This is a genomic window from Streptomyces sp. NPDC007971, from assembly GCF_042958635.1.
Lineage (GTDB): Bacteria > Actinomycetota > Actinomycetes > Streptomycetales > Streptomycetaceae > Streptomyces.
Map to the genome: position 1 here is coordinate 336,671 of NZ_JBIBJK010000003.1, position 26,796 is coordinate 363,466.

Annotated in this window: 22 protein-coding genes and 4 pseudogenes; 16 read left to right on the forward strand and 10 right to left on the reverse strand. The window is 70.7% G+C overall.

Annotated features, from left to right (window positions below; translation table 11 throughout):
- The first annotated feature begins 132 nt into the window (after nucleotides 1-132).
- Both ACFZCP_RS08360 and ACFZCP_RS08365 read left to right on the forward strand, forming a co-directional pair.
- The gene (locus ACFZCP_RS08360; RefSeq protein ID WP_391425223.1) at nucleotides 133-537 is read left to right on the forward strand and encodes a hypothetical protein; all 405 of its coding nucleotides are present in this window, start codon (nucleotides 133-135) and stop codon (nucleotides 535-537) included.
- Nucleotides 534-713 (forward strand): annotated as a pseudogene (locus tag ACFZCP_RS08365) (ISAzo13 family transposase); the annotation flags it as partial. The gene ACFZCP_RS08360 and the pseudogene ACFZCP_RS08365, both read left to right, overlap by 4 nt.
- A 305-nt stretch (nucleotides 714-1,018) precedes the next feature.
- Here ACFZCP_RS08365 and ACFZCP_RS08370 read toward each other — a convergent pair.
- The 4 genes and pseudogenes from ACFZCP_RS08370 to ACFZCP_RS08385 form a co-directional block, all read right to left on the reverse strand.
- Nucleotides 1,019-1,906, reverse strand: a complete 888-nt coding sequence (locus ACFZCP_RS08370) for an oxidoreductase (protein WP_391425510.1) — start codon at nucleotides 1,904-1,906, stop codon at nucleotides 1,019-1,021.
- Nucleotides 1,907-2,143: 237 nt separating this feature from the next.
- Nucleotides 2,144-2,814: pseudogene (locus ACFZCP_RS08375) on the reverse strand (enoyl-CoA hydratase-related protein).
- Between the two features lie 126 nt (nucleotides 2,815-2,940).
- Nucleotides 2,941-4,014: a hypothetical protein gene (locus tag ACFZCP_RS08380; RefSeq protein ID WP_391425225.1), complete on the reverse strand. Its 1,074-nt coding sequence runs from the start codon at nucleotides 4,012-4,014 to the stop codon at nucleotides 2,941-2,943.
- Between the two features lie 72 nt (nucleotides 4,015-4,086).
- Nucleotides 4,087-5,103 carry an alcohol dehydrogenase catalytic domain-containing protein gene (locus ACFZCP_RS08385; RefSeq protein WP_391425227.1) on the reverse strand — a complete coding sequence of 339 codons (1,017 nt, stop codon included), beginning with the start codon at nucleotides 5,101-5,103 and terminating at the stop codon, nucleotides 4,087-4,089.
- A gap of 223 nt (nucleotides 5,104-5,326) precedes the next feature.
- Between ACFZCP_RS08385 and ACFZCP_RS08390 the strand changes: the two genes are divergently transcribed.
- Nucleotides 5,327-5,899: a TetR family transcriptional regulator C-terminal domain-containing protein gene (locus ACFZCP_RS08390; RefSeq protein WP_391425229.1), complete on the forward strand. Its 573-nt coding sequence runs from the start codon at nucleotides 5,327-5,329 to the stop codon at nucleotides 5,897-5,899.
- Nucleotides 5,900-5,961: 62 nt separating this feature from the next.
- Here ACFZCP_RS08390 and ACFZCP_RS08395 read toward each other — a convergent pair whose 3' ends face one another.
- The 3 genes and pseudogenes from ACFZCP_RS08395 to ACFZCP_RS08405 form a co-directional block, all read right to left on the reverse strand.
- Complete coding sequence (locus ACFZCP_RS08395) at nucleotides 5,962-6,255, reverse strand: ATP-binding protein (RefSeq protein WP_391425512.1); 294 nt, start codon at nucleotides 6,253-6,255, stop codon at nucleotides 5,962-5,964.
- A gap of 165 nt (nucleotides 6,256-6,420) precedes the next feature.
- Nucleotides 6,421-7,673, reverse strand: a pseudogene (locus tag ACFZCP_RS08400) (PP2C family protein-serine/threonine phosphatase); the annotation flags it as partial.
- On the reverse strand, nucleotides 7,670-7,849 hold the full coding sequence (locus ACFZCP_RS08405; protein ID WP_391425231.1) for a PAS domain-containing protein: 180 nt from the start codon (nucleotides 7,847-7,849) through the stop codon (nucleotides 7,670-7,672). The gene ACFZCP_RS08405 and the pseudogene ACFZCP_RS08400, both read right to left, overlap by 4 nt.
- Before the next feature lie 394 nt (nucleotides 7,850-8,243).
- Here ACFZCP_RS08405 and ACFZCP_RS08410 point away from each other — a divergent pair, with 394 nt between their 5' ends.
- Entirely contained in the window at nucleotides 8,244-8,963 is a 720-nt protein-coding gene (locus ACFZCP_RS08410; protein WP_391425232.1) for a hypothetical protein, read from the forward strand.
- A gap of 135 nt (nucleotides 8,964-9,098) precedes the next feature.
- On the opposite strand, the gene ACFZCP_RS08415 is transcribed toward ACFZCP_RS08410, so the two are convergent.
- Nucleotides 9,099-9,956, reverse strand: a complete 858-nt coding sequence (locus ACFZCP_RS08415) for an MBL fold metallo-hydrolase (RefSeq protein WP_391425234.1) — start codon at nucleotides 9,954-9,956, stop codon at nucleotides 9,099-9,101.
- A 371-nt stretch (nucleotides 9,957-10,327) separates the two neighbouring features.
- On the opposite strand from ACFZCP_RS08415, the gene ACFZCP_RS08420 reads away from it, so the two are divergent.
- The 5 genes and pseudogenes from ACFZCP_RS08420 to ACFZCP_RS08440 all read left to right on the forward strand — a co-directional run bounded on the left by ACFZCP_RS08420 (nucleotide 10,328) and on the right by ACFZCP_RS08440 (nucleotide 14,294).
- Nucleotides 10,328-11,176 carry an MBL fold metallo-hydrolase gene (locus ACFZCP_RS08420; protein ID WP_391425235.1) on the forward strand — a complete coding sequence of 283 codons (849 nt, stop codon included), beginning with the start codon at nucleotides 10,328-10,330 and terminating at the stop codon, nucleotides 11,174-11,176.
- A gap of 225 nt (nucleotides 11,177-11,401) precedes the next feature.
- A pseudogene (locus ACFZCP_RS08425) lies at nucleotides 11,402-12,004 on the forward strand (flavin reductase family protein); the annotation flags it as partial.
- Between the two features lie 5 nt (nucleotides 12,005-12,009).
- A complete protein-coding gene (locus tag ACFZCP_RS08430; RefSeq protein ID WP_391425237.1) occupies nucleotides 12,010-13,239 on the forward strand; it encodes an alpha/beta fold hydrolase in 1,230 nt (409 codons plus the stop codon).
- Between the two features lie 12 nt (nucleotides 13,240-13,251).
- A complete protein-coding gene (locus ACFZCP_RS08435) occupies nucleotides 13,252-13,470 on the forward strand; it encodes a hypothetical protein (RefSeq protein WP_391425239.1) in 219 nt (72 codons plus the stop codon).
- A gap of 218 nt (nucleotides 13,471-13,688) precedes the next feature.
- Nucleotides 13,689-14,294 (forward strand): CGNR zinc finger domain-containing protein, encoded by a 606-nt coding sequence (locus ACFZCP_RS08440; RefSeq protein WP_391425240.1) that lies wholly within the window; start codon nucleotides 13,689-13,691, stop codon nucleotides 14,292-14,294.
- A 37-nt stretch (nucleotides 14,295-14,331) separates the two neighbouring features.
- On the opposite strand, the gene ACFZCP_RS08445 is transcribed toward ACFZCP_RS08440, so the two are convergent.
- Both ACFZCP_RS08445 and ACFZCP_RS08450 read right to left on the reverse strand, forming a co-directional pair.
- Complete coding sequence (locus ACFZCP_RS08445; protein ID WP_391425242.1) at nucleotides 14,332-14,664, reverse strand: hypothetical protein; 333 nt, start codon at nucleotides 14,662-14,664, stop codon at nucleotides 14,332-14,334.
- A 208-nt stretch (nucleotides 14,665-14,872) separates the two neighbouring features.
- Nucleotides 14,873-15,310: a DUF1003 domain-containing protein gene (locus ACFZCP_RS08450; protein ID WP_391425514.1), complete on the reverse strand. Its 438-nt coding sequence runs from the start codon at nucleotides 15,308-15,310 to the stop codon at nucleotides 14,873-14,875.
- A gap of 503 nt (nucleotides 15,311-15,813) precedes the next feature.
- Here ACFZCP_RS08450 and ACFZCP_RS08455 point away from each other — a divergent pair.
- The 7 genes from ACFZCP_RS08455 (at nucleotide 15,814) to ACFZCP_RS08485 (ending at nucleotide 26,660) form a co-directional block, all read left to right on the forward strand.
- The gene (locus ACFZCP_RS08455; RefSeq protein WP_391425244.1) at nucleotides 15,814-17,874 is read left to right on the forward strand and encodes a DUF4132 domain-containing protein; all 2,061 of its coding nucleotides are present in this window, start codon (nucleotides 15,814-15,816) and stop codon (nucleotides 17,872-17,874) included.
- On the forward strand, nucleotides 17,871-20,219 hold the full coding sequence (locus ACFZCP_RS08460) for a DUF4132 domain-containing protein (RefSeq protein WP_391425246.1): 2,349 nt from the start codon (nucleotides 17,871-17,873) through the stop codon (nucleotides 20,217-20,219). Before ACFZCP_RS08455 ends, ACFZCP_RS08460 begins: the two co-directional genes overlap by 4 nt.
- Nucleotides 20,219-20,611 (forward strand): hypothetical protein, encoded by a 393-nt coding sequence (locus ACFZCP_RS08465; RefSeq protein ID WP_391425248.1) that lies wholly within the window; start codon nucleotides 20,219-20,221, stop codon nucleotides 20,609-20,611. Before ACFZCP_RS08460 ends, ACFZCP_RS08465 begins: the two co-directional genes overlap by 1 nt.
- 471 nt (nucleotides 20,612-21,082) lie before the next feature.
- Nucleotides 21,083-22,225: a DUF3103 family protein gene (locus ACFZCP_RS08470; RefSeq protein WP_391425250.1), complete on the forward strand. Its 1,143-nt coding sequence runs from the start codon at nucleotides 21,083-21,085 to the stop codon at nucleotides 22,223-22,225.
- A 224-nt stretch (nucleotides 22,226-22,449) separates the two neighbouring features.
- Complete coding sequence (locus ACFZCP_RS08475; protein ID WP_391425252.1) at nucleotides 22,450-23,250, forward strand: acyl-CoA thioesterase domain-containing protein; 801 nt, start codon at nucleotides 22,450-22,452, stop codon at nucleotides 23,248-23,250.
- Between the two features lie 277 nt (nucleotides 23,251-23,527).
- On the forward strand, nucleotides 23,528-24,325 hold the full coding sequence (locus ACFZCP_RS08480) for an oxygenase MpaB family protein (RefSeq protein WP_391425516.1): 798 nt from the start codon (nucleotides 23,528-23,530) through the stop codon (nucleotides 24,323-24,325).
- A 121-nt stretch (nucleotides 24,326-24,446) separates the two neighbouring features.
- Complete coding sequence (locus ACFZCP_RS08485; RefSeq protein ID WP_391425254.1) at nucleotides 24,447-26,660, forward strand: tetratricopeptide repeat protein; 2,214 nt, start codon at nucleotides 24,447-24,449, stop codon at nucleotides 26,658-26,660.
- Nucleotides 26,661-26,796 lie beyond the last annotated feature (136 nt).

Sequence of the window (26,796 nt, forward strand, 5' to 3'; positions counted from 1 at the left end):
CTCGCGCCACGAGGGACTCCGCTGTTGCGGAGGGGCGTGACCCGGCGTTGGAATCAAGTGTGAGGCGCTTCGGCAGCACCGTGACCTCGCCCGTCACTTGGCCGTGGGGATCTGACAGGCACCTCACGGCCGGTGCCCTCCGACCTGCTGGCTGGCCGACTCGACCACGCCGCGACCCCGTTCGCGCGGCTCACCATCGCCCTGGCCGCCGTCCACGCCGTCCCCGCCACCGAGATCCGCACCGCGCGCACCGCAGACCTGAACCTCGCCCGAGGGACCCTCGAACTTCGCCGCGGCCTACTGCGGCACACCCTCTACCTGGAAGAACTCACCCACCACCTCGCCGCCGACTGGCTGACCTACCGCCACCAACGCTGGCCCGCCTCCGCCAACCCCCACCTGCTGGTCAGCCAGAAAACCGCACTCGACCCGGACCACCCGGCCCTGCACAGGAACACCCTGCAGCAAGTTCTGCCTAAGGGCTCGCAGAGAATCAAGGTGTTGCTTCGCGTGCTTCGGCTCGTTGTTGTGATATGAGCGTCTCTGATGACGTCCGTGGTCAACTCGCTGTGAAGTTCGAGGTGTTGTTCCCGCATCTGGACGAGCGGCAGCGCCGGTTGATGATGGGGGCCGAGGCCCGGATCCTGGGGCACGGCGGTATTCGGGCGGTCGCGAGGGCGGCCCAGGTCAGCGAGACGACGGTCCGCAATGGTCAGTTACGACCATCGAAGCGGTCAGTGCCGAGATGCAAGGGCGCCTACGTGCGAAAAGGCCCGTGCCCAAGATCATCCTGCTGACGGGCCTCGGAGCATCTCCGCAGCTCACCCGTCTGATCAGCCAATGAGATTCAACCTGCGGCGGGAGTCTGCAGTGAGCCGATCGGCGAGCACTTTCAGAGCTGCCGGGTCGAGCGGGTCGGGAGGCGGGGGGCCGAAGGAGCGCGCCAGCCGCCCGCCCTGGTGAAAAGCCTCATCGAAGGGAAGCGGCCCTGAACTGTCCGTGGAAGAACGAGTTTGGGCTATGAGCGCCGCGGGTTGCCCGCCTGGTTTTCGAGCAAGCGTGCGCCTTCGCCTTCGACGTCGTCGAAGTCGGTGGAAAGGCTCAGGTGCCGCCACTTCTCGTCTTCCGTCAGGCGCCTGTTCCATGCGGCACGTCCGTAGGTGTAGGCGTCCTTGCCCAGGAGCAGGCGCAGGGGCGGATCGTCGAGGTGCGCGATCTCCAGTACGACCTGCGCGACCTTCTCGGGATTGCCGTGGGCGGTTTCGGTGAAGTTTCGCATCGCTGCGACGGCCGCGCCGACGGTGGGCTCGTAGGGCTTGCTGACCGGGGGGATGTGCATGGACGATCCGGCCCAGTCGGTGCGCATGCCGCCGGGTTCGAGGACGGTCACCTTGATGCCGAGGGGTGCGACCTCGGTCGCCAGGACTTCCGAGAAGCCCCCCACGGCCCATTTGGCAGACTGGTACGCGCTCATGCCGGGGCTGGCGATACGCCTGCCGAGCGAGGAGACCTGGATGATGTGGCCGCTTCCTTGCCGCCGCATGACGGGGAGGGCTGCCTTGCTGAGATACACGGTGCCGTAGAAGTTGGTGTCTATCTGGCGGCGGAAGGCCTCCAGGGTGGTGTCCTCCAGCGAGGCCCGGTCGCCCTGTCCGGCGTTGTTGACGACGACGTCGAGTCTGCCGAACGCGGCGACGGTGTCCGTGACGACGCGCTCGGCCGCGTCGGCGTCGGTGACGTCGAGCCGTGCCGCGCGGATCCGGTTTCCGTGGGCGGCAACAAGGTCGTCGAGGGCGTGCGGATCACGTGCGGTGGCCATGACTTCATGGCCGGCGGCCAGAGCGGCCACTGCGATCTCCCGGCCGAGGCCACGGGAGGATCCGGTGATGAGGAAGACCTTGGGCATAGCAATCTCCAGGGGCTGCGTCCGGCCCGGCGGCCGGAAGGCGGCGGGAGTGCGGCAAGACGGCGCCGAGCGGCGCTGGAACATGTCGGCCCGGCGGCAGGCGGTGATGACGTCGGCATTGCAGAACTGCGAGTCGGCTGCCTTGCCGCGGTGCATCCGTACGGTGGCGATCATCGGCCGGCAGGGGTGCGGAATCTTCGTGCCCCCGTCCCGGCCGGTGACTGCCCCGGCGCGGCGTCAGCCCAGCGGGTTGGCCGTGTCGCGGAGCATGGTGAGGACAGGGGTGTACATGCGCGTCTTGATGATTCCGAGACTGTCGCCGGCCTTGCTCGCGTGAGCCTGGGCGAGTTCGAGGGCGGCGGTGCGCAGGGTGGCCTCGTCCGCGGCCTGATCGACGATTCCGGCGGCGGCTGCTTCCTGGCCGCCGAAACGACGGGCGGAGACCATGGCATGGTGAGCCGTTTGCGGGGTCAGCCGGGACTGGATGAGGGCGGACATGCCAGGGGTGAACGGGATGTTGATGTCTGCCTCGGGCAGGCACCAGAAGCCTCGGTCGGCGCGCATGAGACGGAAGTCATGGGCCAGGGAGAGCATCGCTCCGGCGGCGAACGTGTGTCCCTGCAGCGCGGCGACGGTGATCAGCGGGAGGGACAGGAGCCGTGCGAACAGTCCGTGGACGGAAGTGACGTAGTCCTGGTGCTCGTCGCTGTGCGCGGCGAGCCATTCGAGATCGAGACCGTTGGAGAAGAACTTCCCGGTCGCAGCCGTCACCAGGGCGCGGGGACCTTCCGCTTTCTCCACTTCGTCCAGGGCCGCGTTGACCGAGGCGATCCAGTCGGGGTGGAAGCGGTTCTCACCGTACCGAGGTCGAGAACGAAGACGGCGTCCTGGCGGTCGAGCGTGGGCACGATGGCTCCTCTGGAGACGTTTCGGTGGGGCAGGGCATGTTGGCCGCGGGGGAGTCGGGGTCTGCTGGGCCGCGGATCGGGGCTGCGGGGCGTTTGGGATGCGTCTCTCCGCCGCCGCGGCGGAAGTCAGATGGGAAGTGCTCTCCTGGCCCGGTGGTGCAGGGTGGCCGCGGCCAGCAGGCCCAGCGCGATGGTCGCACCGGCAAGGAGGACCCCGGTGAGGGCCGGCCCGCCGGGAAGTGCGGATCCGTGTATCCAGCGGATGGTGAAGTTGGTGCTCGCCGCTATGGGAAAGCTGAAGATCCACAGGCCCGGATGGAACGCGGGCTGGCGCAGCTCGGGAAGGAGGAAGGCGACGAGGAGGACGGTGAAGAGCAGGGCCCCGGCGAAGCCGTAGCCGACGGCATCGAAGACGCCCTTGTGAGCGGCGGTCCAGGCGATTCCGCCCGTCGCGGGGGGAATGGTCAGGACGGTGAGTGCGGGGCGGGCGGGCCCGGGCAGGGGGCCGTTGGTGACGAGGCTGCCGAGGATGACGGTGCCGAAGGCGAGCCAATACAGCAGCCCCACCGCGAAGGCCGCGTCGGCGACGCCGGGAAGTCTGAGCGTGGAGGCCATGGCGCTGGCGACGAAGGGGGCGGAGGAGACGGGCAGCAGGTAGCCCGGGTGCAGAGTGGTGGTGCTCAGGGCGCCCGTGAGCCAGTGGGCGAGCAGGCGTGCGGCGATCAGGGCGGCCACGGTGAGGAACACCGCGTAGGCCCAGCGTGCCCCGGTGAGCCCGAACCGGGAGAAGTGGCCGGCGATCAGCATGCCGATGATGGGGACGTACCCAAGGGCGAAGCCCTGGACGGGATGGCGCAGGTCGTGGCGCAGATTGCGCCATCGGGCCCCGCCATGGCGCAGGTACTGGGCCAGCAGCACCAGCCAGATGAGCCCGCTGACCGTGAACAGCGCGTCGCTGACCTGCAGAGCGGGCGGAAAGGCGGTTGCCGCCGCCTGCCAGGCTCCGCCGAGGCCGGCTGTTCCGAGGGAGACGGACAGCAGGCCGATCCTTGCGGCGCGGGTCGCGTGACGACCGTTGGCGTCGGAGACGGTGTCGGTGGCCGTCCGCGCCCGCCCGCTGTCATACGGGGCTGGACGCGCTCGCCCGCTGTCACGCGGGGCCGTGCTGGTGTGCTCTGTCGTGTCGACCATGTCGGTCATGGGGAACCTCAAGGGGAATGCCGAGGGCGCGGGCCGGGGCTCGTCCGCCCGGCTGTGCGGGTCGCGGCGTGGTCAGGCGGCCATGTCCAGGACGACCCGGAAGCGGGCCTTGCCTGAGAGCATCCGTTCGTAGGCGTCCATCGCGTGGGTGAAAGGCATGGTCTCGGTGGAGGGGCGGATGCCGTGGGCGAGGCTGAAGGCGAGGTTGTCCTCGTTCTGGATCGACGATCCGGTCAGGCTGCCGACGATGCGACGGGTACCGAAGATCAGGTCGGCTGTGGCGACCGTCAGCGGGTCGGGGGCCGCGCCGACCACCACCAGCGTGCCGCCCGGGGCGAGTCCTCGGACCAGGGGGTTCATCGACGTGCCGCTGGACGCGGTGGCGACTATGACCGATGCGCCGCCCAGGTCGGCAAGCGCCGTGCCGGGGTCGGTGCCGGTGCTGTCGATGTACTCGTCGGCGCCCAGCTCCCTGGCGAGAGCCTCCTTCTCCTGGCCGCGGGCGATGGCGACCACACGGTGTCCGAGGCCGCGGGCGTACTGCAGGGCCAGGTGACCCAGCCCGCCGATCCCCTGCACGGCGACCAGCGCGCCCGCGCGGGCAGGGGCTTGCTGGAGCGCAGTGAGGGTGGTCAGCCCGGCACACAGCAGCGGAGCCGCCTCGACGGCCGGCATGCCGTCGGGGATGCGCACCAGTCCGCTCGCGCGGGCGTACGTCACCTCCGCGTATCCGCCGTCGATGGTGGTGCCGGTCTGTTCCTGGTTCAGGCAGTTGACGAAGTCGCCGCGGCGGCAGGGCTCGCACTCCCAGCAGTGTCCGTTCAGGAAGCCGACGCCGACGCGGTCGCCGGGCCTCCAGGCGGTGACACCCGCGCCCACGGCATCGATCACGCCGACGATCTCGTGGCCGGGAACCACTGGATGGGACGGGTCGGGGCGCAGTCCCTCCACGGCCAGCACGTCGGAGTGGCAGACACCGCACGCCTCCACCCGGAGGCGGACGTGTCCGGGCTCCGGCTCGACCGGCTCGCGCTCGACGAGCCGGAGCTGGTGGACGCCGGTGGCCTCGAATGCTCGGTACGCGGACATGACGCATCTCCTCGGTGCTGCCTCTGCCGGCACGGGGAGGGCCGAGGACTTGGGACGGGGACTTACTTCAATATGACCGGTCACTTTAAAATTCGTCAAGCGGTACCGGCAGGCGAACCGGCAGGCCATGCGCCGTCGTGAACGGGCGCTGCTTTCCCTGGGGGCCTGGGTTTGACCCGAGGCAAGGCGACCGGACATATTGACCTTCGAGGTGGTGGTGAGGATGGCACGCGCGTCCAAGCGCGAGGAGATCGCGCAGGCAGCCCTGGAGCAGTTCCGTACGCGGGGCTTCAATGCCACGGGCATCAGCGACATCACCTCGGCGGCGGGGGCTCCGAAGGGCTCGTTCTACAACCACTTCGCCAGCAAGGAGGAGAGCGCCCTCGAGGCGCTGAGCCGCTACGCCGCCGGGTTGCGGTTCGACATGCTCGACACGCCAGGACGCCCTGCGCTGGAGCGGCTTCGGGCGCACTTCGAGTTCCTGGGCGCGGACACCATCGACAGCGGCTTCGCCCGCGGATGCCTGGTCGGCAACCTCGGCGCCGAGGTGGCGGACCACTCCGAGGAGATCCGCTCCGCCGTTCAGGGCGGCTTCCAGCGGTGGGCCACGCGCATCCGGCAGGTGCTCACCGAAGCCAAGGAAGCAGGAGAGCTGAATGCCGCTCTCGATGTCGAAGAGGCCGCGCTGTTCATCCTCAGCGCCTGGGAAGGCACGCTGATCGCGGCCCGGGCGGACAAGTCCTCCGCTCCGTTGGACGCCTTTTTCCGCATGGTCTTCGACGCCCTTCTGCGCTGATCCCCGCTGGGGTCCGCCGAGGACTCGCAGGCGCCGCACCACGATTCCTCGTCGGAGGGGCGCTACGGGTGCTGTGACGGGAGGGCCTGCTCGGTCCAGACCGTCTTCCCGTTGTCGGTGTAGCGGATACCCCAGTTGTGTGCGAGCTGGGCGCAGATGAACAGGCCGCGGCCGCCTTCGTCGACCGTCCGTGCGTGGCGCAGCCGCGGAGCGGAGATGCCGGAGTCGTGGACCTCACAGGTGAGCGTCCGGTCGTTGATGAGGCGCAGTTGCACGGGCGGCGCGCCGTACCGCAGGGCGTTGGTGACCAGCTCGCTGACGATTTCCTGGGTGTCGTAGGCAGCGTCCTCGTCCACGCCCCAGCCGGTCAGTTGGCGCCGGGCGTGGCGCCGCGCGACGGCAGGAGCGGTGGGCTCATCGTCCAGCCGCCAGGTGACGACGCGGTCGGCGGGGAAGGGGCGGGTGCGGGCGAGGAGAAGGATGGCGTCGCCGGGAAGAGCATCGGTCCGGAGTCGGTAGAGGATGTCGTCGCACAGGTCCTGCAGGGGCCGGTCGGTGTCGGCGAGCAAGCGCTGAAGCGGCTGCGTGTCGCTTGTGCCGTCCTCGGGCCGTGCCGCAGACAGGAGCGAGGCCGTGTAGAGGGCGAGGACGTCTCCATCGGCCAGAGTGACGGTGGTGGTGGCGTACGGGGGACCTCCTCCGTCGCCGAGGGCGGCTCCGGCGGCCATGTCGACCACTCGGGTGCTGGAAGCGGCGCCGGCGACGACGGGCGGCGTCCGTCTGAGGCGATGGTGCACGTATGGGTGAACGGGTCGTAGAGCACGCACAGGCACGTCGCGCTGAGGGGCTCGTCGCGCAGGGGGTCGCCGAGTGGCAGCGCCCTCCGCTCGCGCGCGAGACGTGTCATGGTGTCGTCGAGCCGGGCGAGGAGTTCGTCGGGTTCCAGGTCCAGGGCGGCGAGCGACTGCATGGCGGTCCGCAGCTGCCCCATGGTGACGGCGGTGTGGATGCCGTGGCCGGCGACTTCCCCGACGACCAGGGCCGTGCGGGCGCCGGGCAGGGCGCAGGTGTTGGACCAGCCACCCACGCCCCGGTCGTCGGCCACGTACAGGTCGGCGGTCTCGATCGCGGTCTGGGACGGAGATGCCGGGGGTAGCAGATGGCGCTGCAATGTCGCAGCGATGGTGTGCTCGCGGATGTAGCGGCGGGCGTTGTCGATGCTCAGGGCGGTGTGCGTGGCCAGTTCCAGGGTGAGGGCGAGTTCCTTCTCGTCGAATCTGCCGGATCGCTGGGTGCGGTAGAGACTCAGCAGCCCGAGCACCTTTCCGCGCAGCGTCAGCGGTGCGACGAGCAGGAAACGTGCGCCGGATGCGTGAATCGCTTCGGCCCGCGCCGGATCGGCCGCCAGCCAGGGCGTGTCGGGGCCGAGGGCAATCGTGCGCGGCTTGAGGTCGGCCAGCGCCTGCGCGTACGGGGTCGGGAACGGCAGCGCGCGGACATCTCCCACCGGATGCGCCCGGGCCTGCTGATCCCCGCCGCTGTTCCCGAAGGCGGCCCGACGCAACGGCACATTCCGTCCCAGCGGGCTCAGCGGTGGTTCCTCTCCGCGCACCACAGGCTCCACCACTTCCACCACGGCGATATCGGCAAACCCGGGGACCAGCGCGCGGACCAACTCGTGGCAGGTGGCCACGACATCCAGGGTTTGTCCCACCCGCTCGCGGACGGCATGGAGGGCCTGGACTCCGCGGCGTTCCTTCTCCTGCTCTGTCACGTCGTGCAGCGCTCCACGTCGCCACCGCCTGGCGCGGGGACATGGCTGGCCAGGTCGATTGCCGGACGCCCGACCACCTCGCCCGCCGGACGCCCCCACAACTCCTCCGCCTGGTGGCTCCACTGCACGACCACGCCCCCGCCGTCCACGACCATCAGCGGCGTCTCACCGGCCATGGGAACCACCTCCGCCTTCCAGCTTGCCCGGCTGCCAGGGGCTGCGCCGCCGCAGATCGGCGCCATCCGAGGCTCTGCACGCCGGCCGGTACGAGAGAACCCCTACGACAGCCGCCGGTGGACTTGCGTCAAACCGCCACGCCAACGCTGGGGACGGGTTTGACCAGCGGATACTTGCCGTCCACGACAGTTCCGCCCGGGCTTGCAGCGCCCTGAGGATCAGCGCCCGGGGTGCGTGACGCCGACGAACCAGTGAACGATGAGAGAGCCGCCCGGCCTGCGAGGGTCACCGCGGATCGCATGGCTGCGGCTGCGGCTGCGTCGCCGAAGCCGGGCCGCCCGATCGACGTCCCTTTGGCCGCCTCCCCCTGGCGCGACCGAGCAGGAGACCGACATGAACACGTTGCTCGCGGAGGTCCTCGACGCGCATGGCGGCCTCGACCGCTGGAACGCACTCACCATGGTCCGCGCGACCATCGTCAGCGGTGGCGACATGTTCGTCATCAAGGGGATGCCGCAGGACCCCACCCCCCGGGAGATGACCGTCTGGCTGCATGAGCAGCACGCCGCCGTGATGCCGTTCGGCGCCCCCGACCAGAGAACCGACTTCACAGCCGACCGCATCAGCATCGAAAAACGCGACGGTCGCGTCGTGGCCGAACGCACCCAACCGCGGAAGTCGTTCACAGGCCACGAGCTCAGCACCCCCTGGGACCCACTGGACCGCGCCTACTTCAACGGATACGCGCTGTGGACGTATCTCACGACGCCCTTCCTCCTGGTGATGCCCGGCTTCACCGTCACCGAAATCGAACCGTGGCGGGAAGGAGACGAACTCTGGCGCGGGCTGCGCGCGACCTTCCCGCCCGGCATCGCCAGCCACAGCACCCAGCAGGACTTCTACTTCGGCCCCGACCATCTCCTGCGTCGGCATGACTATCACGTCGACATCGCGGGCGGGTTTGCGGCAGCACAGTACGTCTACGACATGGTGGAAGCGGACGGGATCCGTCTGCCCACCAGACGCCGGGCCTACCGAGGCGCTGCGGACAACCGCCCGATCCTGGACCAGACGATGGTCTCCATCGACGTCAGCAACGCTCGGTTCACCTGACATCGGCCCGTACGCGGCGCGTGCTGGGCGGGACCGGCGGCTGCGCGCCTCGCACCCATTCGACCGTCGGCTCAGGCGCCCAGACCAGCCGGCACAGGGCGCTGAGGCTCGCACTTCCGTGTGGATCTCGGCAGGTCACTCTCCGAGGAGCCCGACCGCCCCGTACCACACCGGACCCGGGTTCAGACGGTCCGGATGGAGCGCGATCATCTGGTCGAAGTACTGGCGGGCCGTAGGTTTCTGGCCGAGCAGCCGGATGGCGTCGAGCAGGTACTGCCGGGTCTGCTCCAGGATGGCGGGATCATCGGGAAGGTCCTTGTTCTTGTGGCCCGCCACGACGGCCTTCGGCTCCAGAGCGGCGACCCGGTCGAGGGCCTTGAGCCACTCCTGCAGGCCCCCGTTCCCGCCTTCGAGGATGTACTGGTGTACGCCGTTGTAGGCCACGTCGCCGGCCACGACGAGGCCGATGGACGGTACGTACAGAACGGAGGTTTCGTCGGTGTCGGTGTGCCCGACCTCGATCGCCTGGACGACGTTCCCCTCCAGCAGGAAGCCCTCTGCGGGGATGGGCTGGGCCAGGACCGGGGTGTCGGGAAGGAGACCGGGGAACTGCTTGTCCCACAGTTCTTCACGCCCTTTGGTGGCCTGCCGGCGCATGACCCCGATGGTGCCCGGCGTCGCGTAGACGGTGGTGCCGGGGAATCGCTCCACGAGATCCGCGGTGCCGAACCAGTGGTCGCCGTGCCCGTGGGTCGCGTAGATGTACGCCAGGCGCTTGCCGGACCGCTCGATCCAGTCGCCGACCCTCTGGGTCTGCTCGCGGGTGAGGGGCGGGTCGACCAGTACGGCGTCCTCCCGGCCGAAGATCAGCGTCGTGGCGAGTGGCGAGGAGTGGAGCTTGTCACCGTTCGGCAGGCGTTCCTCGCCGGCCCGCGGTGTCCCCTCCGAGACGTAGACCTCGTACGCCAGTGGGCTCGGCACGGGTGCGGTCATGATGGCGCCTCCTCAGGGGCGGTGTGGGGCCGCGCAGCCGCCTGCCGGCAGGCCGGGCTGGACATCGGCGATGCGGGACAGGACAGGTACCGCGTGAATCCAACGAAATGAGCGTAGTAATTTTACATCTTTCGCTGCCGGGCGGTGAGGATATGGCCCGCCGTGTTGCAACTAGGCCTGCATATTCATGGGATCCGCCGCGTGTAGCAGTCCAACATGCACTACAGACGTAGCCATATCTGTTTTGCCTCTTTCGAAACGGGCGAGTACCTTCACAGAAGGGCGGGGCAGTCACGACACCTTTCGATGCGGCCACGTGACTGATCTCTTGCACACGGGTGTAGCCGCCCCAGGGACCCAAGGACGCAACGATGCCCGAAGCACCTCTGACCTGGAGTGTCCACGTGGCGCCGTCGATCCCCACCGAGATCACGGACCTGCCGCCCGACCTCCCGCGGCGCATGTGGTCGCCCATCACGGCGACGCTGATCGCAGGCGAACGCGATGCTGTGCTGGTCGACGCGCTGATGACCGCCGAGCAGGCCGGGCGGCTGGCCGACTGGGTCGCGGCGAGCGGCAAGAACCTCACCACCGTCTTTGTGACGCATGGGCACGGGGACCACTGGTTCGGGCTGGGCACCCTCCTCGAGCGCTTCCCGCGGGCGCGTGCCGTGGCGACGCCGGCCGTGGTGCGGCAGATGGAGAAGCAGATGGCGCCGGAGTTCGTCGCGTCGTTCTGGCGCAAGCGCTTCCCCGGCCAGATCCCCGACAGGCTGGTGGCCGCGGAACCGCTGGACGGCGACCGCCTCGACCTGGAGGGCGACGACCTCGTCGTCGTGGGGCTCGGACACACCGACACCGACGACACCACGTGCCTGCACGTGCCCTCCATCGGCCTGGTCGTGGCCGGTGACGCCGTCTACAACGACGTCCACCTCTACCTCGCCGAATCGCCCGCCGAGGGCCGCCGATCCTGGCTCGACGCCCTCGACACCATCGCCGCGCTGCACCCGCGGGCGGTGGTCGCGGGACACAAGAGGCCGGGCCGCCCGGACGACCCGGCGACCGTCGCCGAGACCCGGCGGTACCTGCGCGACTTCGAGGCGGTCGCCGAGCGCACCACGACCCCCGTCGACCTCTATCGCGGCATGCTGGAACTGCATCCCGGGCGGGTCAATCAGGGCGCGTTGTGGGGCTCGGCCCGGTCCGCCAAAGGCTGACGAGCAGTCCGGCTGCCCCGTAGCCGGTTCCGACGCCCCCACCAGCCCACTGCCCGGTCGGTCGCACCGGCTCATCGGCACAACGATGCGGAGCACTACACATGATCATTGACGGAAGCGACGTGGACGCCACGTCCGCCTACAAGCTGCTGATCGGCAGCATCCTGCCCCGGGCGGTCCGCCTGGGTCAGTACCGTCTCCACGGACGGCGTCGCCAACCTCGCACCGATCTCCTTCTTCACCGCGGTGGGCCGCAAACCGCCCATGGTCTCGATCACCCTGCAGCCGCGCTCCGACGGAGTGACCCTGAAGGACACCTTCGTCAACATCCGCGACACCGGCGAGTTCGTGACCAACCTGGCGGTCCTGCCCCTGGCCGACCAACTGCACCGCTCGGCCCACGAGTTCGACTCCGAGATCGACGAATTCGCAGCGTTGGAAGTGGAGAAGGCCCCGAGCGAGGTCGTCCGGCCGCCCCGGATCAAGGAGGCACCGATCGCCTTCGAGTGCGTGGTGAACCGAATCATTGCTGTGGGTGACCTGCACGACCACGTCGTATGGGGAGAGGTCGTCCGGTTCCACATCAGGGACGATCTCTATCTGGAAGGTGGGCGCATCGACACGGCGGCGCTGCCGGTGGTGGGCCGCCTGGCCGCCGAGTACACGGTCGTCGACAACGTCTTCACCACTCCTCTGGACGAGAACGTGCTGAGGACATTCCAGGACCGGCGCGTGTCGCGTCTCGACGGGCGCGCGACGGGATGGTCCCCCATCGACACCGCCGAGTGGTCGCCTTCGGGAGCCACCACCGAACGCGGGAAGGAGTGAGGCACGTGAGAACGGAACGCGTCGCGGACACCGACGTGCGGCTTCGCCGGGGCGGCGCGGGGAGTCGGGCGGTGGTCTTCGTCCACGGATTCCTCGACGACCAGTACGTCTGGGACGGTGTGGTCGGGGAGTTGCGCAGCGTGGGCGTCGAGACGGTGCAACTCGATCTGACCGGTCTCGGCGAACGCACCGATGCCGACGGCCCGTTCACGCTGGACCGGTTCGTCTCCGAGGTCGGGGCCGTCGTGGACGCCCTCGACAAGCCGGTGGTACTCGTCGGCCACAGCATGACCGCGCCGATCGTGGAACACGTGGCCGCCACGCGTCCCGAGCGCACGCTCGGGCTGGTCCTGGTGACGCCGGTGCCCCTGGCGGACACCCACCTGCCGGCGCAGACCGCCGGATTCCTCCGCGAGTTGTGCAGCGATCCACGTGCCGGGCGAGAGTTCCGCCGGCGGCTTTCCAGCGGCCTCGGCGAGGCGGACCTCGACCGGCTCACGGTGATCGGCGGGCGGGTGCGCCCGGAGGTGGTGCGCGCGCTGGTGGACTGCTGGGACACGCGCCATCAGGGCGCGGAGAAGCACAGTCACTACACGGGGCCCGTGCTCGTGATCCGGGGCGCCGACGATGGATTCGTCACTGCTGAGGCTGCCCAGCAGGTATGCGATTGGTACGTCGCGGCCGATGTGGCCACAGTCGACGGAGCCGGACACTGGGCCCACATCGAGCAGCCCACCGCGGTCGCCGCCTTGCTCGACGCGTTTCTCGCCAGGGCACAGGCCGCCGCCCCTGCGGCTCCACGCACAGGACAGCAGCGATGGACGACGGCCTTCAGCGACAAGGCGGCCGACTCCTTCGCGGAGGCGTTCGCCGCGGACGTCGTGCTCGAGGCCACCGTGCTCACCCAACCCATAGAGGGCCGCGAGCAGGTCAAGCAGGTGCTGGCCGCCGCCAGCGGCATCTACGAGTCCCTCGAATTCACCCACGACAGCTCCGACGGACCGCGCACCTACCTGGAATGGAAAGCCACAGCGTTCAGTGGAATGCCGATCCAGAGCGTGACCATCCTGACCGCGGACGACGACGGGCACATCGTTCGCGCCGCGATCCATCACCGGCCCCTGGGCGCCGCACTCCGCTTCTCCGTCGCACTGCGCGCCCGCCTGCAGGGGCAGGTCGACCCCGCCTACTTCTACGAGGGCGACCGGCAGCCGGCGCGACCGCCCGCGGACTGAGAGGCACACACCATGCCGGAACGTACGGACATCGCCTTCGCCGCGGAGGGCGGCGTCACACTGCGCGGCTGGCTGTTCCTCCCGGACGGTCCCGGCCCGCACCCGGCCATCACGATGGCTCACGGGTACGCAGGCGTGAAGGAGCACGGGCTGAAGCGCAAGGGCCTGCTGCGCGTCGCGCCGGACGCGGCGGCCGACTGGTTCCGCCGTCATCTCTCGCCCACCTCATAGCGGAGCTGTGTCGGTACGGCGAAGCGATAGCCGTCCTGGCGACACTTCTGTTCACCAGATGGGCTCGCGGTGGCCAGCCACGGAAGAGCAGGCCATGACATGTGCCTGGATCAAGCGGAACGATGCGAATCGCTCGCCCGCTTATACTTGAGAAGTAATAGGTGAAATAATTATGGCAATGTTGACGTAGTGGCCACGTTGTGAAGAGAGAGCAGAGAATGTCCTGGACTGCGACGGTCCGGTACGACCTGGAGCCCGCCCCGGGCGGGCTGGCTTTCGTACAGGACCTGCTCAACACACTTTCCGCCGGCCGACCGCGCCACCCCGACCTGCTGGAGTCCGTCGAGGACGCCGGCGCGTGGCTCGACCAGGCGCTGGAGAGCTGGAGCGGCGCGACCCACCGACCCGCCCCCGGCATCGCCCTGACAGCCGAGGATGTACAGGGGCTACGGGACTTGCGCCATGGCCTCAACCGGCTCGTGCAGGCGCCGACCAATGAGTCGTCACCCCACCCCGGCCCTGTTGCTTCGCTCATGACGCTGCCCACCGCTCTACGGCTCGACGCGCACGGGCGCATCCATGCCGAACCGCGGGGCACAGGGTGGCGCCAGGTCGCGTCGCTCGCCCTCATCGAGGCCTACCAGGCCCAGTGCACCGACACCCTGCGCCGCCTGAAGACATGTCGGAACCCACGTTGTGCGACGTCGTTCTACGACCGCTCCCGCAACAACAGTGGTGTGTGGCATGACGTCCGCGTCTGCGGTAACGCGGCCAACCTGCGCAACTATCGTGCCCGCAAGCGCGCAGGCACCGAGCAGCCCTGACAAGCGGCGAAGCTGGATCGCAACTCCACTGCCAGTGCTACGCGGCGGGTAGGTTCCGCAGGAGATGGTCGAACCCCAGGGGAGGGCGTCCGAGTAGTTCGGTGACGTCGTTCGTGGCGCGGTCGTAGCGGTTCTCGCGGTGCAGCCTTGCCATGGTGGCGATGTGCTCGAAGACGTGGGGTGGCAGGTCCTGCTTCCTCAGGGCGCCCTCCAGCCACTCCTCGTACGGCACGTCGACGTAGGTCACGGGACGGCCGAGGGCTGCGGAGAACTCGGCGGTGATGGCTGCCATGTCGCGGGAGTGCGCCCCGGTCAGTTCGTAGACCCGGCGGGGCGGCGAGGACGGGGCGAGCAGGAGATGGGCGATCACCTCCGCCACGTCGGCCGCGGCGACCGGAGAGGTCCGGGCGGAGCCGAACGGGAGGCGGATGGTGCCGTCCCGCAGGGCCGAGGCGACGGCGACCCGGGCGAAGAGCCTCTGTCTGGAGGCCTGGTGGACCGCGCGGGGTCGCCCCCGGGTCGCCCTGCGCCGCTGGGACGCCGCCCCTCAGGACTGCGCCGGCACGGACCGGCGTGAACTACCTCGTGGGCTCTGTGGGATCCGATGTCAGGGCCGTGACCCTGCACGAGGGCGGCCGCACCATCCAGGCCACCATCCAGAACAACCGGTTCACCGCCTGGTGGCCGTCCGCCGAACCGTCGGGCAGCGCCGAGAAGGTCGACATCACACTCAGGAACAGCACGTTGGTCTCGAAGTCGAGGTCGGCGCGGATGTTCTCGCGAGCGGCCTGGCGGTTCTGGCTCACCATGACGAAGGTGGAGAGGAAGATCGCCTCCAGGCTGACGATCATCGTGAGCAGCCCGAAGGGAAAGGGATCCCAGACGGCCTCCTGACCGAACACGCCTTCGTTGCACACGATCCAGACGGTGAACCACGCCGCGTGGACATAGACGAAAGGCATGGTGCCGGCGAAGGCGGTGATCGCGTCCGCGATCCGGTCCTCGGTGCCGCGCATCCGCGCGAGCACGTCTTGCTCGCGCCGCAGCCGCACAGCCAGGCTGCCCGAACGGGCTGAGTGCTGCGTGCCAAGGTTCGATCACCGGAAAGGTTCTCGGACGGTTAAATCTCTCTCTCGGTGTCAAGTATCGTGGCGGGTCTCCTCCACCACATGCCGAACACCCCGAGGGGCCCGGCGTTCCTGGACGGCGGTGGCGTCTTCGGTGGCTCGCTGACGCTGTGCCTGGTCGTGCTGACGTCGCTCGGCGTACTCCGAGCGCTGGAAGGTCCGGAAGGACCTGCGTACCGAGCGACTATCGCCATGGGACGCGGGTTTTCGGTGAGATGCCTTGTGACCTGCGCTGTGCCAAAGTGCCAACCATCTTGCTGATCCGGTACCTCCAGACGGTAGAGCCAGTTGGCATCAGTGCAGGTCACGAGCATTGCCTTGTGTCAACTAACGAGCCCGGTCACAAGACGGCCGAAAACGCCGTTGTCAGTCCCCCCTGTCATCATCGCGCCATGCCCAACGACGCATTGGCGGCCGACTCCCGCAGCAACGACTCGTTCGACGACGTGCGGTCCGCCGCGCTCCGCCGTGTCGGCCGGCTCGCCGATCCCCCGGAACGTCCGCTGCTCGCGAGCGCGGACGACGGACACGTTCCCGAGGGGCTGATTCCTGCCCACGCCCCGTGGGCCGCTTCGCTGAGAGACCGTGCGAAGACCTCTCCGACGCCGGAACTGGCCGACTTCCTGCGGCACTTGGCGAGCCTGTCGGCGCCGCGCCCCACGCAGAAGTGGCGGCGGATCTGCCGCGACCTCGCGGGCGCGGCATCGGCGCACGACCTCGCCGCCGGCGTCCTGCGGGCTCTGGCGGAGGAAGACCCGCTGTGCAGCACGGACAGCGGCGCGCACACCGCCTGGCTGGACAGCGGCCACCACTACCACTACCTCGTCCAGCAGAGCGACGGGGACTTGGCGCGCGGCGCCGTCTGGGCGGCCACGCTGACCGGCGGCCCGGCCACGGTGCAGCACCTCGGCCTGCTCGCGCTGCGAGCCGGCGGCCCCGGGTCCGACGTGATCGAGGACCTCAGACTCGCGGGCGCGGCGATCAACGCGCTGGCCGAGACCGGTGATCCGGCCTCGCTGGAATCGCTGTGGCGGCTGCGCTTGCGGATCGGGAACCGGGCTCTGCGCAAACAGCTCGACACCGCACTGGTGACGGCGGCCGGGAAGCAGGGCATCACGGCGGAGCAGCTCGTCGAACGCAGCGTGCCGGACCACGGCCTGGCGCCGGACGGCTCACTGGAACGGGAGCTGGGCGGCCACCGGATACGGGTGGCGATCGAGGAAGGGGCGAGCGTGCGGCTCACCTTCACGCGCCCGGACGGCAGGACGTCCCGTACGGCGCCGGCAGCGGTAATGGACGACTTCCACTACGAGCTGCAGGAGTTGAAGGCCCTGGCCAAGGAGGTGCGGGGGACGCTCTCCGGCGAACGTGCCCGCGTCGAGGCGCTGATGTCGGCCGGGCGCGAGTGGTCGTACGACGAGTGGTGCCGCCACTACCGCGACCACCCGGTCACCGGGACTCTCGTCCGCGGCCTCATCTGGGAGTTCCGGGACGCGGACGGAGACTGGCACGCGGTCGCGCCGACGGCCGCACCGCCCGGCCGGCCCGAGCGCGTCCGGCTGTGGCATCCCGTCCGGGCCTCGGCGGACGACATCAGGGCATGGCGCGAGCGGCTCGTCGCCGAGCGGCTGCGCCAGCCGTTCAAGCAGGCCTTCCGGGAGATCTACGTCCTCACCCCGGCGGAGGAGGAGAGCGGCATCTACTCCAACCGGTTCGCCGCCCACATCGTCCACTACCGGCAGCTCTACGCGCTGTTCAAGGAGCGCGGCTGGCAGGCCAACTTCCTCGGCCCGCACGACGGAGGCCACAACGGGCTGGCGCGGGCGGAGTTCGGCGACGGGCGGTGGCGGGCCTGCTTCCACCACGAGCCCGCCTCGGACTACGGCGGAGGCTACGCGCCCGAGCACGCCGCGACGGACCAGGTCCGCTTCGAACGGCGGGACGGCCGGCGCTGGCGGGAGGCCTCTGCGGCGGAGGTGCCCCCGCTGGTGTTCAGCGAGGCGATGCGGGACGTCGACCTGTTCGTCGGGGTGACGTCGATCGCCGCCGATCCCGACTGGTCCGACCGGGGCGAGGACCGCTTCGCCGGGTACTGGCGTACGGCGACGTTCGGTGCGCTGACGGCCAACGCAGAGGTTCGCCGTGCGGCGCTGGAGCGGATCGTGCCCCGTCTGAGGATCGCCGACCGGTGCACGCTCGACGGGCGCTTCCTGCTCGTCCGCGGGGATCTGCGCACGTACCGGATCCACCTGGGCTCGGCCAACATCCTGATGGAACCCGACGACACCTACCTGTGCATCGTGCCCTCACGCGGCAGGAGCGAGGGCAAGGTCTTCCTGCCGTTCGAGGACGAACGGCTCTCCCTGATCCTCAGCAAGGCGTTCCTGCTCGCCGCGGACACCAGGATCACCGACCCGACGATCGTCCACCAGATCAGGAGGGGCGCCCGATGAACCTCGCAGCCCGGCTGACGCGTGCGCTGACCGACCCGGACTTCACCCTCGGGGAGGACGAAAGACACCCGGACCTGTCGCAGGTCTCGGACGAGGAGCTCGGCAGCCTCTTCGTGGCGGCCCACCGACTGGACGCCTCGGCCACGTACCCGCGAACGGCGGTCCGCTTCGCGGTCGAGGACGCGGCCCGTCAACGGCAGCCGCGGTACACGCCCGACGCGTGCCGCCGCATGTTCGAGGCACTCGTCGAACAGTGTCAGGAGCGCGGCGGGGCGGACCTCACCCTGGGCCTCGGCGCGCTGGAACACTGCACAGGACCGCTGCCCGACCTGTCCGAACCGGCCCGCGCCCTGGTCGGGTTCTGGCTGGAGCGTGACTCGGTGCGTCAGCCGTACGCGCTGCTCGCGGTCGCGGCACTCGCCGGCGACGGGCACCTGCGCGCGGCCGTGGAACGCCTCACCCGTGAAGTGGGCCCCATCGTCGCGGACGAGATCACCGTCATCGCCGGCCTCACCCCGACCGAACAGACACTGCTGTCCGGGATCGACCGGGACCACAGGTTCGTCTCGCCGCTCGCGCACCTGTGGCGCAGATCGGCCGACAGCCCCGCCTACGTGGCGTTCGCCCGCCGCGCGCTGGAGGCGGCGGCCGACCGCACCGACGCGATCCGGACCGGCGAGATCCCCTACCGGGCGGACAAGGCGTTCGGCGACCGGGAGGTCACCTCGCTCGGACAGGCCCTGCGGGTGGCGCTGCTGCGCGACGAACCGTGGCTGCCGGAGCTGTTCGAGCGGCTGCTGCCGGGCGTCGCCCTCGCTCCGACGGCGGCGCGGACGCTTCCGTCGCAGGCCCTGCTGTACGAGGTGGTCCGCGCCGCCGAGGACTTCCCGACGCCCGAGCTGGTCGCCGCGATCCGTACGGTGCGCCGGACCGTCCGGCACGCCGGGGTGCCCAAGCAGCTCGACAAGATGCTCAAGAAGGTCGACGCAGCCCTGGCCGAGCGCACCGAGGTGGCGCTGCGGCTGCCGAGGATGGGGTTCGAGACCGCGTCCACCGGCGGCTCGGCCGTGGGCGGCGTCCTGCGCCGGACGGCCGGCGACCACCAGGCCGTCGTCAGGGTCGCCGAGACCGCCACGCTGACCTGGGAGAAGGACGGCCGTGCGCTGCGCAGCGTCCCCGCGGCGGTCCGCCGTGACCACGTCGCCCTGGTCAAGGAGCTGCGCGACCTGGTGAAGCGGGTGAACGCCCAACTCGTCACCCTCGTACGTGCGTTGGAGGGCGGCTTCACCGCCGACGCCGTGCACCCCTACGGCTGGTGGCGCACCGAGCTGGCCGGCCATCCCCTCGCCCGGACCCTCGTACGCCGGCTGATCTGGGAGATCGAGGTCGCACCCGGCGAGTGGCGGGCCGTACTGCCCGAGGCGGACGAGCAGCTGCCCGACGCACCCGACGACGCCTCCGTACGGCTGTGGCACCCGCTCCGCTCCGCCCCCGAGGCCGTGCGGGCCTGGCGGGACCTGCTCATCGAGCGATGCATACGGCAGCCGTTCAAGCAGGCGTTCCGCGAGATCTACCTCCTCACCCCGGCCGAGGAGGAGACCCGCGTCCACTCCAACCGCTTCGCGGCCCACCTCGTCCGCTACCGCACGATGTTCGCCCTGTTCCGGGCCCGGGGATGGAAGAGCGGCCGGCTCGGCCCCTGGGACGACGGGGACGGCGACGAGGCCGAGCGCACCCTCGCTGCGGGGGAGTGGCGGGTCCGCTTCTTCCACACCTGGGCCGACTGGGCGGGCGAGGACGAACTGGCCTCGACCGACCGGGTGCGGTTCGACCGCCGCGCGGAGGGCGGCGCCTGGCGCGAGGCACCGCTCGCCGACGTGCCCCCGCTGGTGTTCAGCGAGGCGATGCGCGACGTGGACCTCTTCGTGGGCGTGACCTCGATCGCCGCCGACCCGGACTGGGCCGACGGCGGTCCCGCGCGCGCCTACTGGGAGCGGGCCTCCTTCGCCGAGCTGACCGAGAGCGCCGCGGCGCGCCGCGACGCCCTCCAGCGGATCCTGCCGCGCCTGAGGATCGCCGACCGGTGCACGCTCGACGGGCGCTTCCTGGTCGTCCGCGGCGATCTGCGCACGTACCGGATCCATCTGGGCTCGGGCAACATCCTGATGGAACCGGATGCCGCCTATCTGTGCATCGTGCCGGCACGGCGCACGGGGGACGGCAAGGTGTTCCTGCCGTTCGAGGACGACCGGCTCTCCCTCGTCCTCAGCAAGGCGATGCTGCTCGCCGCCGACACCGAGATCACCGACGAGTCCATCCTCATGCAGATCAAGCGAGGTGCCTGATGGCCACCGTGACGTTCCGGGACGAGACCGCGACGGGCAGGCCGGTCACCGAGTGGAAGGTCGCCGGGCTGCCGGAACGGCTGACCGTACGGGAGCTGATCAGGCTCAGGGTCCGTGAGGAGGTCGCCCGGCACAACGCCCGACCGGGCCATCGCTTCAACGGGCTCGTCCGCCCCGACGACGCCGAGACCGAGCTGAACGGCTACCGGCTCCGTGAGCCCCGCCGCATCGACTGGGAGCGCCAGGCCGACATCGCCGAGCGTGCCTTCCTGACCAACGGCTTCTTCGTGCTGGCCGGCGACCGCCAGGTCGACGACCTCGACGAAGTCGTGGATCTCGGCGCCGATCCGGACCTGGTCTTCATCAAGCTCGTCGCCCTTGTCGGCGGCTGACAGGCAGGAGCCGCCCGGCCGGTCGGGCGGCCTCGCGCCGAGCCCACGGGCATGGCGGGGCCACCGAGCGGGGTCGGGGGCTCCGGGCCGCAACGGGCGGCAACACGTGTGTTCGACAGGGGAGTTGACGGGTCTTTCGCCGACTGCTTCACTGCATCAGTGGCTGATCCACTGAACCACTCAGCCACTCGGTTCCGATCCGTCGGCCGCGGCCGACGGAAGCGGACCGTGGCCGGTGACGGCGTTCCTTGCCGGCCCGGAGCAGTACGCGCACCACGTCGAAGCATGCTGCGGCCGACCGGAGGAGCACCGAAATGTCATGAACGCATCAACCCGGGCTGTCGTCTTCTCGGCAGGACGCGGGGTGTGAAGCCCTCATCGCACACGGCGCCCGAGAACCCTCGGGTCCGCCGACCGCCGGCCTGCGGCCGCCCTCCATGAGGATGCGGCCGCAGCCACAGCAGAAGGAGCATGGTGAGCAGAGCATTGAAGCGACGTGGCGCCCTGATCGGCGTGATGTTGTGCATAGCCGCCGGCGCGGCCCAGCCGGCCTCCGCCTCGACGGCGGCGGACACGAGCGGCCGGCCCACGGCGTTCCGGCCGTCCCCGGTCCACGAGACCGAGCAGGCCGTCGCGCGGTCACTGGCCTCCTCGCTCCGCAATCCGCAGTGGCGGGCGCAGGTGCGCTCGGCCGCGCTCGGCGCACGAGACGTCGACCTGCAGAACCTGGCCGCCGGAGCCGACGGGCCGGCGGCGGGACATCTGCACACCTCGGTCACCGCCGCGAACAGACGCATCGTGGGACTCAAAGGCCTGCCCGCGTCGACCGGATCGCTGCTGCGCCTGCGCCTGGGTGCGCCCGCCATGCGTCGGCACCTGAGTGCCGGCGTCACCCCGTGGGTCGCCGTCGCGGCGGCCGACGACCATGCCAGGGCTCTCACGGCGTACGACAGCCGGGGACGCGCCCATGCCGTGGCCACCTCCCGGGTGCCCGAGCGTCCCCTCTACATCCTGGACGTCGACGTCTCCAAGGCCCACCGGGCCGGACTGGCGGTGCTGGACAAGGCGTTCGCGGACAAGGGCCTCGACGCGCCCGGCGCCGCGTCCGCGAACACCGCGGCGGCGGGCTGGTGGGCCACCAAGGTCACAGCCGTCGAGGTGAAGGACGACGAGGAGCCCTGGTTCAAGGGCGCCGCAGAGATGTTCTCCCTGGTGACCGGCTTCGGTACGGACGGCAAGGCACGCGTCGACTCGGTCGACATGCCGTACCTCGACTATGACAACACCGTCTACTCCCCGAACCAGATCCTGGTGAACTGGTCCAACTACAAGTACAACCTGGCCGACGTCGTGATGATGGAGGACGACGACGGCACCAACTACAAGGCGCTGGCCCAGGCGCTCACCACGGCTCTGCTCACCGTCACCGACCAGGGCGCCTACATCCCGCTGGTCAACGCGGTCCTGAGCGCGATGCCCGACTCCTGGTTCACCGACGACCCCGACTACGTGGAGTCCTGGTACACCCTGTCCAAGAACTCCACGGGCCGGCTGAACGGTGCGTCGGGCAATGGCTGGATGACGGTCGAGCCGTACTTCGTCGAGCAGTTCTGACCACCATGCGCTGAACGGGTCCTGGAGCGGGTGAGGGGCGGCTGCGTCCGGCGGGCCGCCGGGGCCGTGTGGCGGTGTCGTCGCAGTGCCCCTCGCCCGCCAGGGAGTCTTCTCCCGGCCGGCCCGTGGGCGGGTGAAGCCCTGGCGGGGCCGATCCCCCATCGAATGAGCAAGCGCTTAGTACCATGGGTGGCGGACAGTCCGAGCGACAGGGAAGGACAGCAATGCCGACGTCGCAGGCCGAGGCCTTCTACGAGCGGGAGGCCCCCGGCCGCTTCCTGCCCACCGCCTGCACCCGCGGGCCCTGGGACCCCGACTCCCAGCACGCCGGACCGGCGGCCGCCCTGCTGGGGCTGGCCGTGGAGGAACGGCCTGGTGCACGTCCGGACCTGCGGGTCGCCCGGCTCACCTTCGAGATCATGCGGCCCGTCCCGATCCGGCCGCTGACCGTGACCACACGCGTGCTGCGGGCCGGGCGCAGCGTCGAACTCGTCGAGGCCGGTCTGGCACCCGACGGCGGCGAGGAAGTGATGCGGGCGACGGCCCTGCTGATGAAGGCGGCACCGGATGCCGTACCGGCGGTCTCGCCGGGCCGGCAGGTGCCGGGGCCGGAGGAGGCGCAGCCGGAACCGTTCTTCCCCGTCCCGTGGGACCAGGGCTACCACACCGCCATGGACATCCGCTTCACCGCCGGTTCGTTCCTCGAACGCGGCCCGGCCACGGCCTGGATGCGCATGCGGGTCCCCCTGGTCGCGGGCGAGGAGATCACCCCCCTCAGTCGTGTGCTGACGGCTGCCGACTCGGGCAACGGCGTCAGCACCGAACTGGACTTCCACCGCTATGTCTTCATCAACCCCGACCTCACCGTCGGCCTGCACCGCCATCCCGAGGGCGAGTGGGTCTGCCTGGACGCCCGGTCGATGGTGGACGGAGCGGGCATCGGGCTGGCCGAGTCCGCCCTGCACGACGAGAAAGGTCCGCTCGGCCGCAGTACGCAGACGCTGTACGTGGCTCCGCGCGGCTGAGAGGACGCCGACGGCGCGCCGCCCTGCCCCCCTCGCGGCAGGCGGCAGACGGCGGGCGGCAGGCGGCGGGCGGCGGGGGTAGTGGGCGGTAGGCGGCCGGCACCCGGGGTGTGACCGTTTCGCGCGGTCCCTCCGTGTGGCGAGAACGCACATCGGTCGGCCCGCGGTCTGCGCGCGGGCCTTGCTGCCGGCCGCGGGGCCTGCACACACTGCCGGTGTGGACCGCACTGACACGGGCGACCCGGGCCTCTTCGGCCCCTCCTCGGTGACCTGGCAGATGCACGGCGACCCCATGATGTGGATCGCCGGCGTCCGCGCGCTGTACCTCCAGGCGCTGCACCCGCGTGCGGTCCGTGGCGTCCTGCAGAACTCCGACTTCCGCCGCGACGCCTGGGGTCGGCTGATGCGCACCGCGAACTTCGTCGGCACCACGACGTACGGCACCGCCGAAGCCGCCGAGCGGGCGGGCGCCCGGGTGCGGAAGATCCACCGCATGCTGACGGCGACCGACCCCGCCACCGGCGAGCGCTACGGCATAGGCGAACCCGAACTGCTGCTGTGGGTGCACTGCGCCGAGATCGACTCCTACCTGCACGTCCTGCGCCGCTCCGGATTCCCCCTCACCGACGCCCAGGCCGACTGCTACCTCGCCGAACACCGCGTCAGCGCCCGCCTGGTGGGCCTCGACCCCGGCGCCGTACCGGCCGCTCTGGCCGAGATGGCCGCCTACTTCGAGAAGGTGCGGCCGGAGCTGGCCGCGGGGCCCGAGGCACGCGAGGTGGACGACTTCCTCCTCCGCCCGCCGACGCACCCCCTCCTTGTACCGGCGCGCGAGGTGCTCTGGCGGCGCGTGGCACAGCTGGCGTACGCCTCTCTGCCTCCATACGCCCACGAGCTGTACGGCAGACCGGCCCCCGCACCCGCCGTCGTCACCCGGCGGCTGCGGGTGACGGGCGCCCTGTTGCGCCGTATTCCTGCACGTCTGCGCTGGCAGCTGCCGCCCAAACACATCCTGCGGGCCATGGCGAGGCTCGGCCCGAGTGCGCGACCGGCACCGTACAAAGTGGGGCGATAGGCCGCCATACTGGACGAGCAGGGGGGTGTGTCACGGATCGGACCGCGTTCTGCGCGGCCACGGCGCCGGGACCGGGTCCCCCAGGGGGCGGGGCGGACGGCGACGGGGGCGACGGCGCGCGATGGGGGAGAACAGGCTGATTCAGGGCCGGTACCGGCTGCTCGATCTGATCGGGCGGGGCGGAATGGGCGAGGTGTGGCGGGCCCGCGACGAGTCACTCGGCCGGCAGGTCGCGGTCAAGTGCCTCAAGCCGCTCGGCCCACACCACGACCCGTCCTTCGACCGGATCGTGCAGGAACGGTTCCGGCGGGAGGCCAGAGTGGCCGCCGCCCTCTCGCACCGCGGCGTCACCGTGGTCCACGACTTCGGCGAGGACGACGGCGTCCTCTACCTGGTCATGGAACTGCTGGAGGGCCGTGACCTGAGCCGGCTCCTGGAGGACAACAAGGGGCACCCGCTGCCCGTGGACGACGTGATCGACATCGCCGAGCAGGTCGCCTCCGCCCTCGCCTACACCCACCAGCAGGGCATAGTGCACCGCGACCTGAAGCCGGCCAACATCGTGCGGCTCGCCGACGGCACGGCGAAGATCTGCGACTTCGGCATAGCCCGCCTCGGCCACGGCATCGGCTTCACCTCCCGGCTGACCGGCACCGGCGTCGCGATGGGCACCCCGCACTACATGTCCCCGGAGCAGATCGGCGGATCCGGGGTCGACCACCGCAGCGACCTGTACTCACTGGGCTGTGTCCTGTACGAGATCGCCACCGGGGTACCGCCGTTCGACCTGGACGACGCCTGGGCGATCCTCATCGGACACCGCGACACCCCGCCGCGTCCGCCGCGCCTGCACCGTCCCGAACTGCCCGCCCGCTTCGAGCGCATCGTCCTCGACCTGCTGGCCAAACACCCCGAGGAGCGGCCCTGCGACGCACACGAGCTGGGCCGCCGCCTGGCCGGGGAGCGAAGGGCGTCCGGGTATGTGCCGACGATCGTGGCGCCCGGGCCGCGCCCCGCCGAGGCGGATCACCGCGAGGGGCTCCTGCCGCCCTGGACCCGGGGGATGACCACCGGTCACAAGGCGGTCGGCGCCGGACTGTACACCGCCGCGCCGGACGCCGGGGCCGCCCTGACCGGCGCATGGACCGCAGGCCCGGCCGCCGCGGTCGCGCTGCTGCCCCGGCCGTCGTCCGAGGCAGCCGCCGCCCTGACCGCACGGCACCAGCAGGGCCTCGGACTCGCCCGGCGCGGCCGGTGGGGCCAGGCGGGCGAGGTCCACCGGGCCGTCGCCGCCGAGCGGGCCGCGCTGCTCGGCCCCGACCACCCCGACACCCTCGCCAGCCGCTACGAGGTCGCCTTCACCCTCAGCCGCACCGGCCGCGCCGCCGACGCACTGCGCGCCTACGCGGACGTCGCCGCGGCCCGGGAACGCGTCCTCGGGCCCGACCACCCCGACACCCTCGCCGCCCGCCAGGAAACGGCCTACGTCATGGGGCAACTGGGCCGTCACTTCGAGGCGCACCAGAGCTACACCTCGGTGCTGGACGCCCGGATGCGCGTCTTCGGCCCGGATCACCCGGACACCCTGCGCTGCCGCCACAACCTCGCCTTCAACCTCAGCCGGCTCGGCCGGCTCGACGACTCGTTCCGCATGGCCCACGACGTGGCGGCCGCCCGCGCCCGGGTGCTCGGGCCCGAGCACCCCGACACCCTGGTCACCCGCTACGAAGTCGCCTACGCCCTGGGCCAGTTGGGCCGCTGGGGCGAGGCGCTGCACACCTACCGCGAGGTCGCCGAGGCGCGCGCCAGAACCCTCGGCCCCGACCACCCGGACACACTCGCCGCCCGCTACGAGGCCGGCATCAGCCTGGGCCGCCTCGGCCGCAGCGCGGACGCCCTCCTGCTGTACCGCGGCCTGATCGAGGACCGTACCCGCGTGCACGGTGCCACCCACCCCGAGACGCTGCGCGCCCGCCACGGCCTCGGTGTCAACCTCGGCCGGCTCGGCCGCTGGGAGGAGGCACTCGCCGAGGCCCGCGACGTGTGCGCACAGCGTGAGCGCGTCCTCGGCGCCGACCACCCGGACACGCTGGTCAGCCGCCGGGAGGTCGCCGTCGCCCTGGGCTGGCTGGGCCGCTGGGCGGACGCGCTCAGCGCCTACCGGCGGGTGGCCACGGCACGCGAGCGCGTCTTCGGCGCCGACCACCCCGACACCCTCGCCAGCCGCAACGACGAGGCCCACTGCCTGGAACAGCTCGGTCGCGGCGCGGAGGCGGTCGAGCTCTACCGCAGGGTGGCGGTCCTGCGGCAGCAGCTGGCGGCGGGGGGCCGCTGAGACGAGCCCCGCCCCGGACCGGCCGCCCCGTCGGCGGCACCGGCACCGGCTCGGCGGCATGGAGCCCGGACGGACCCGGCTCCGACGCCCCGGCGGAGCCGGGCCCGCTCACCGCGGGAGCGCTCGCCGCGCCGTA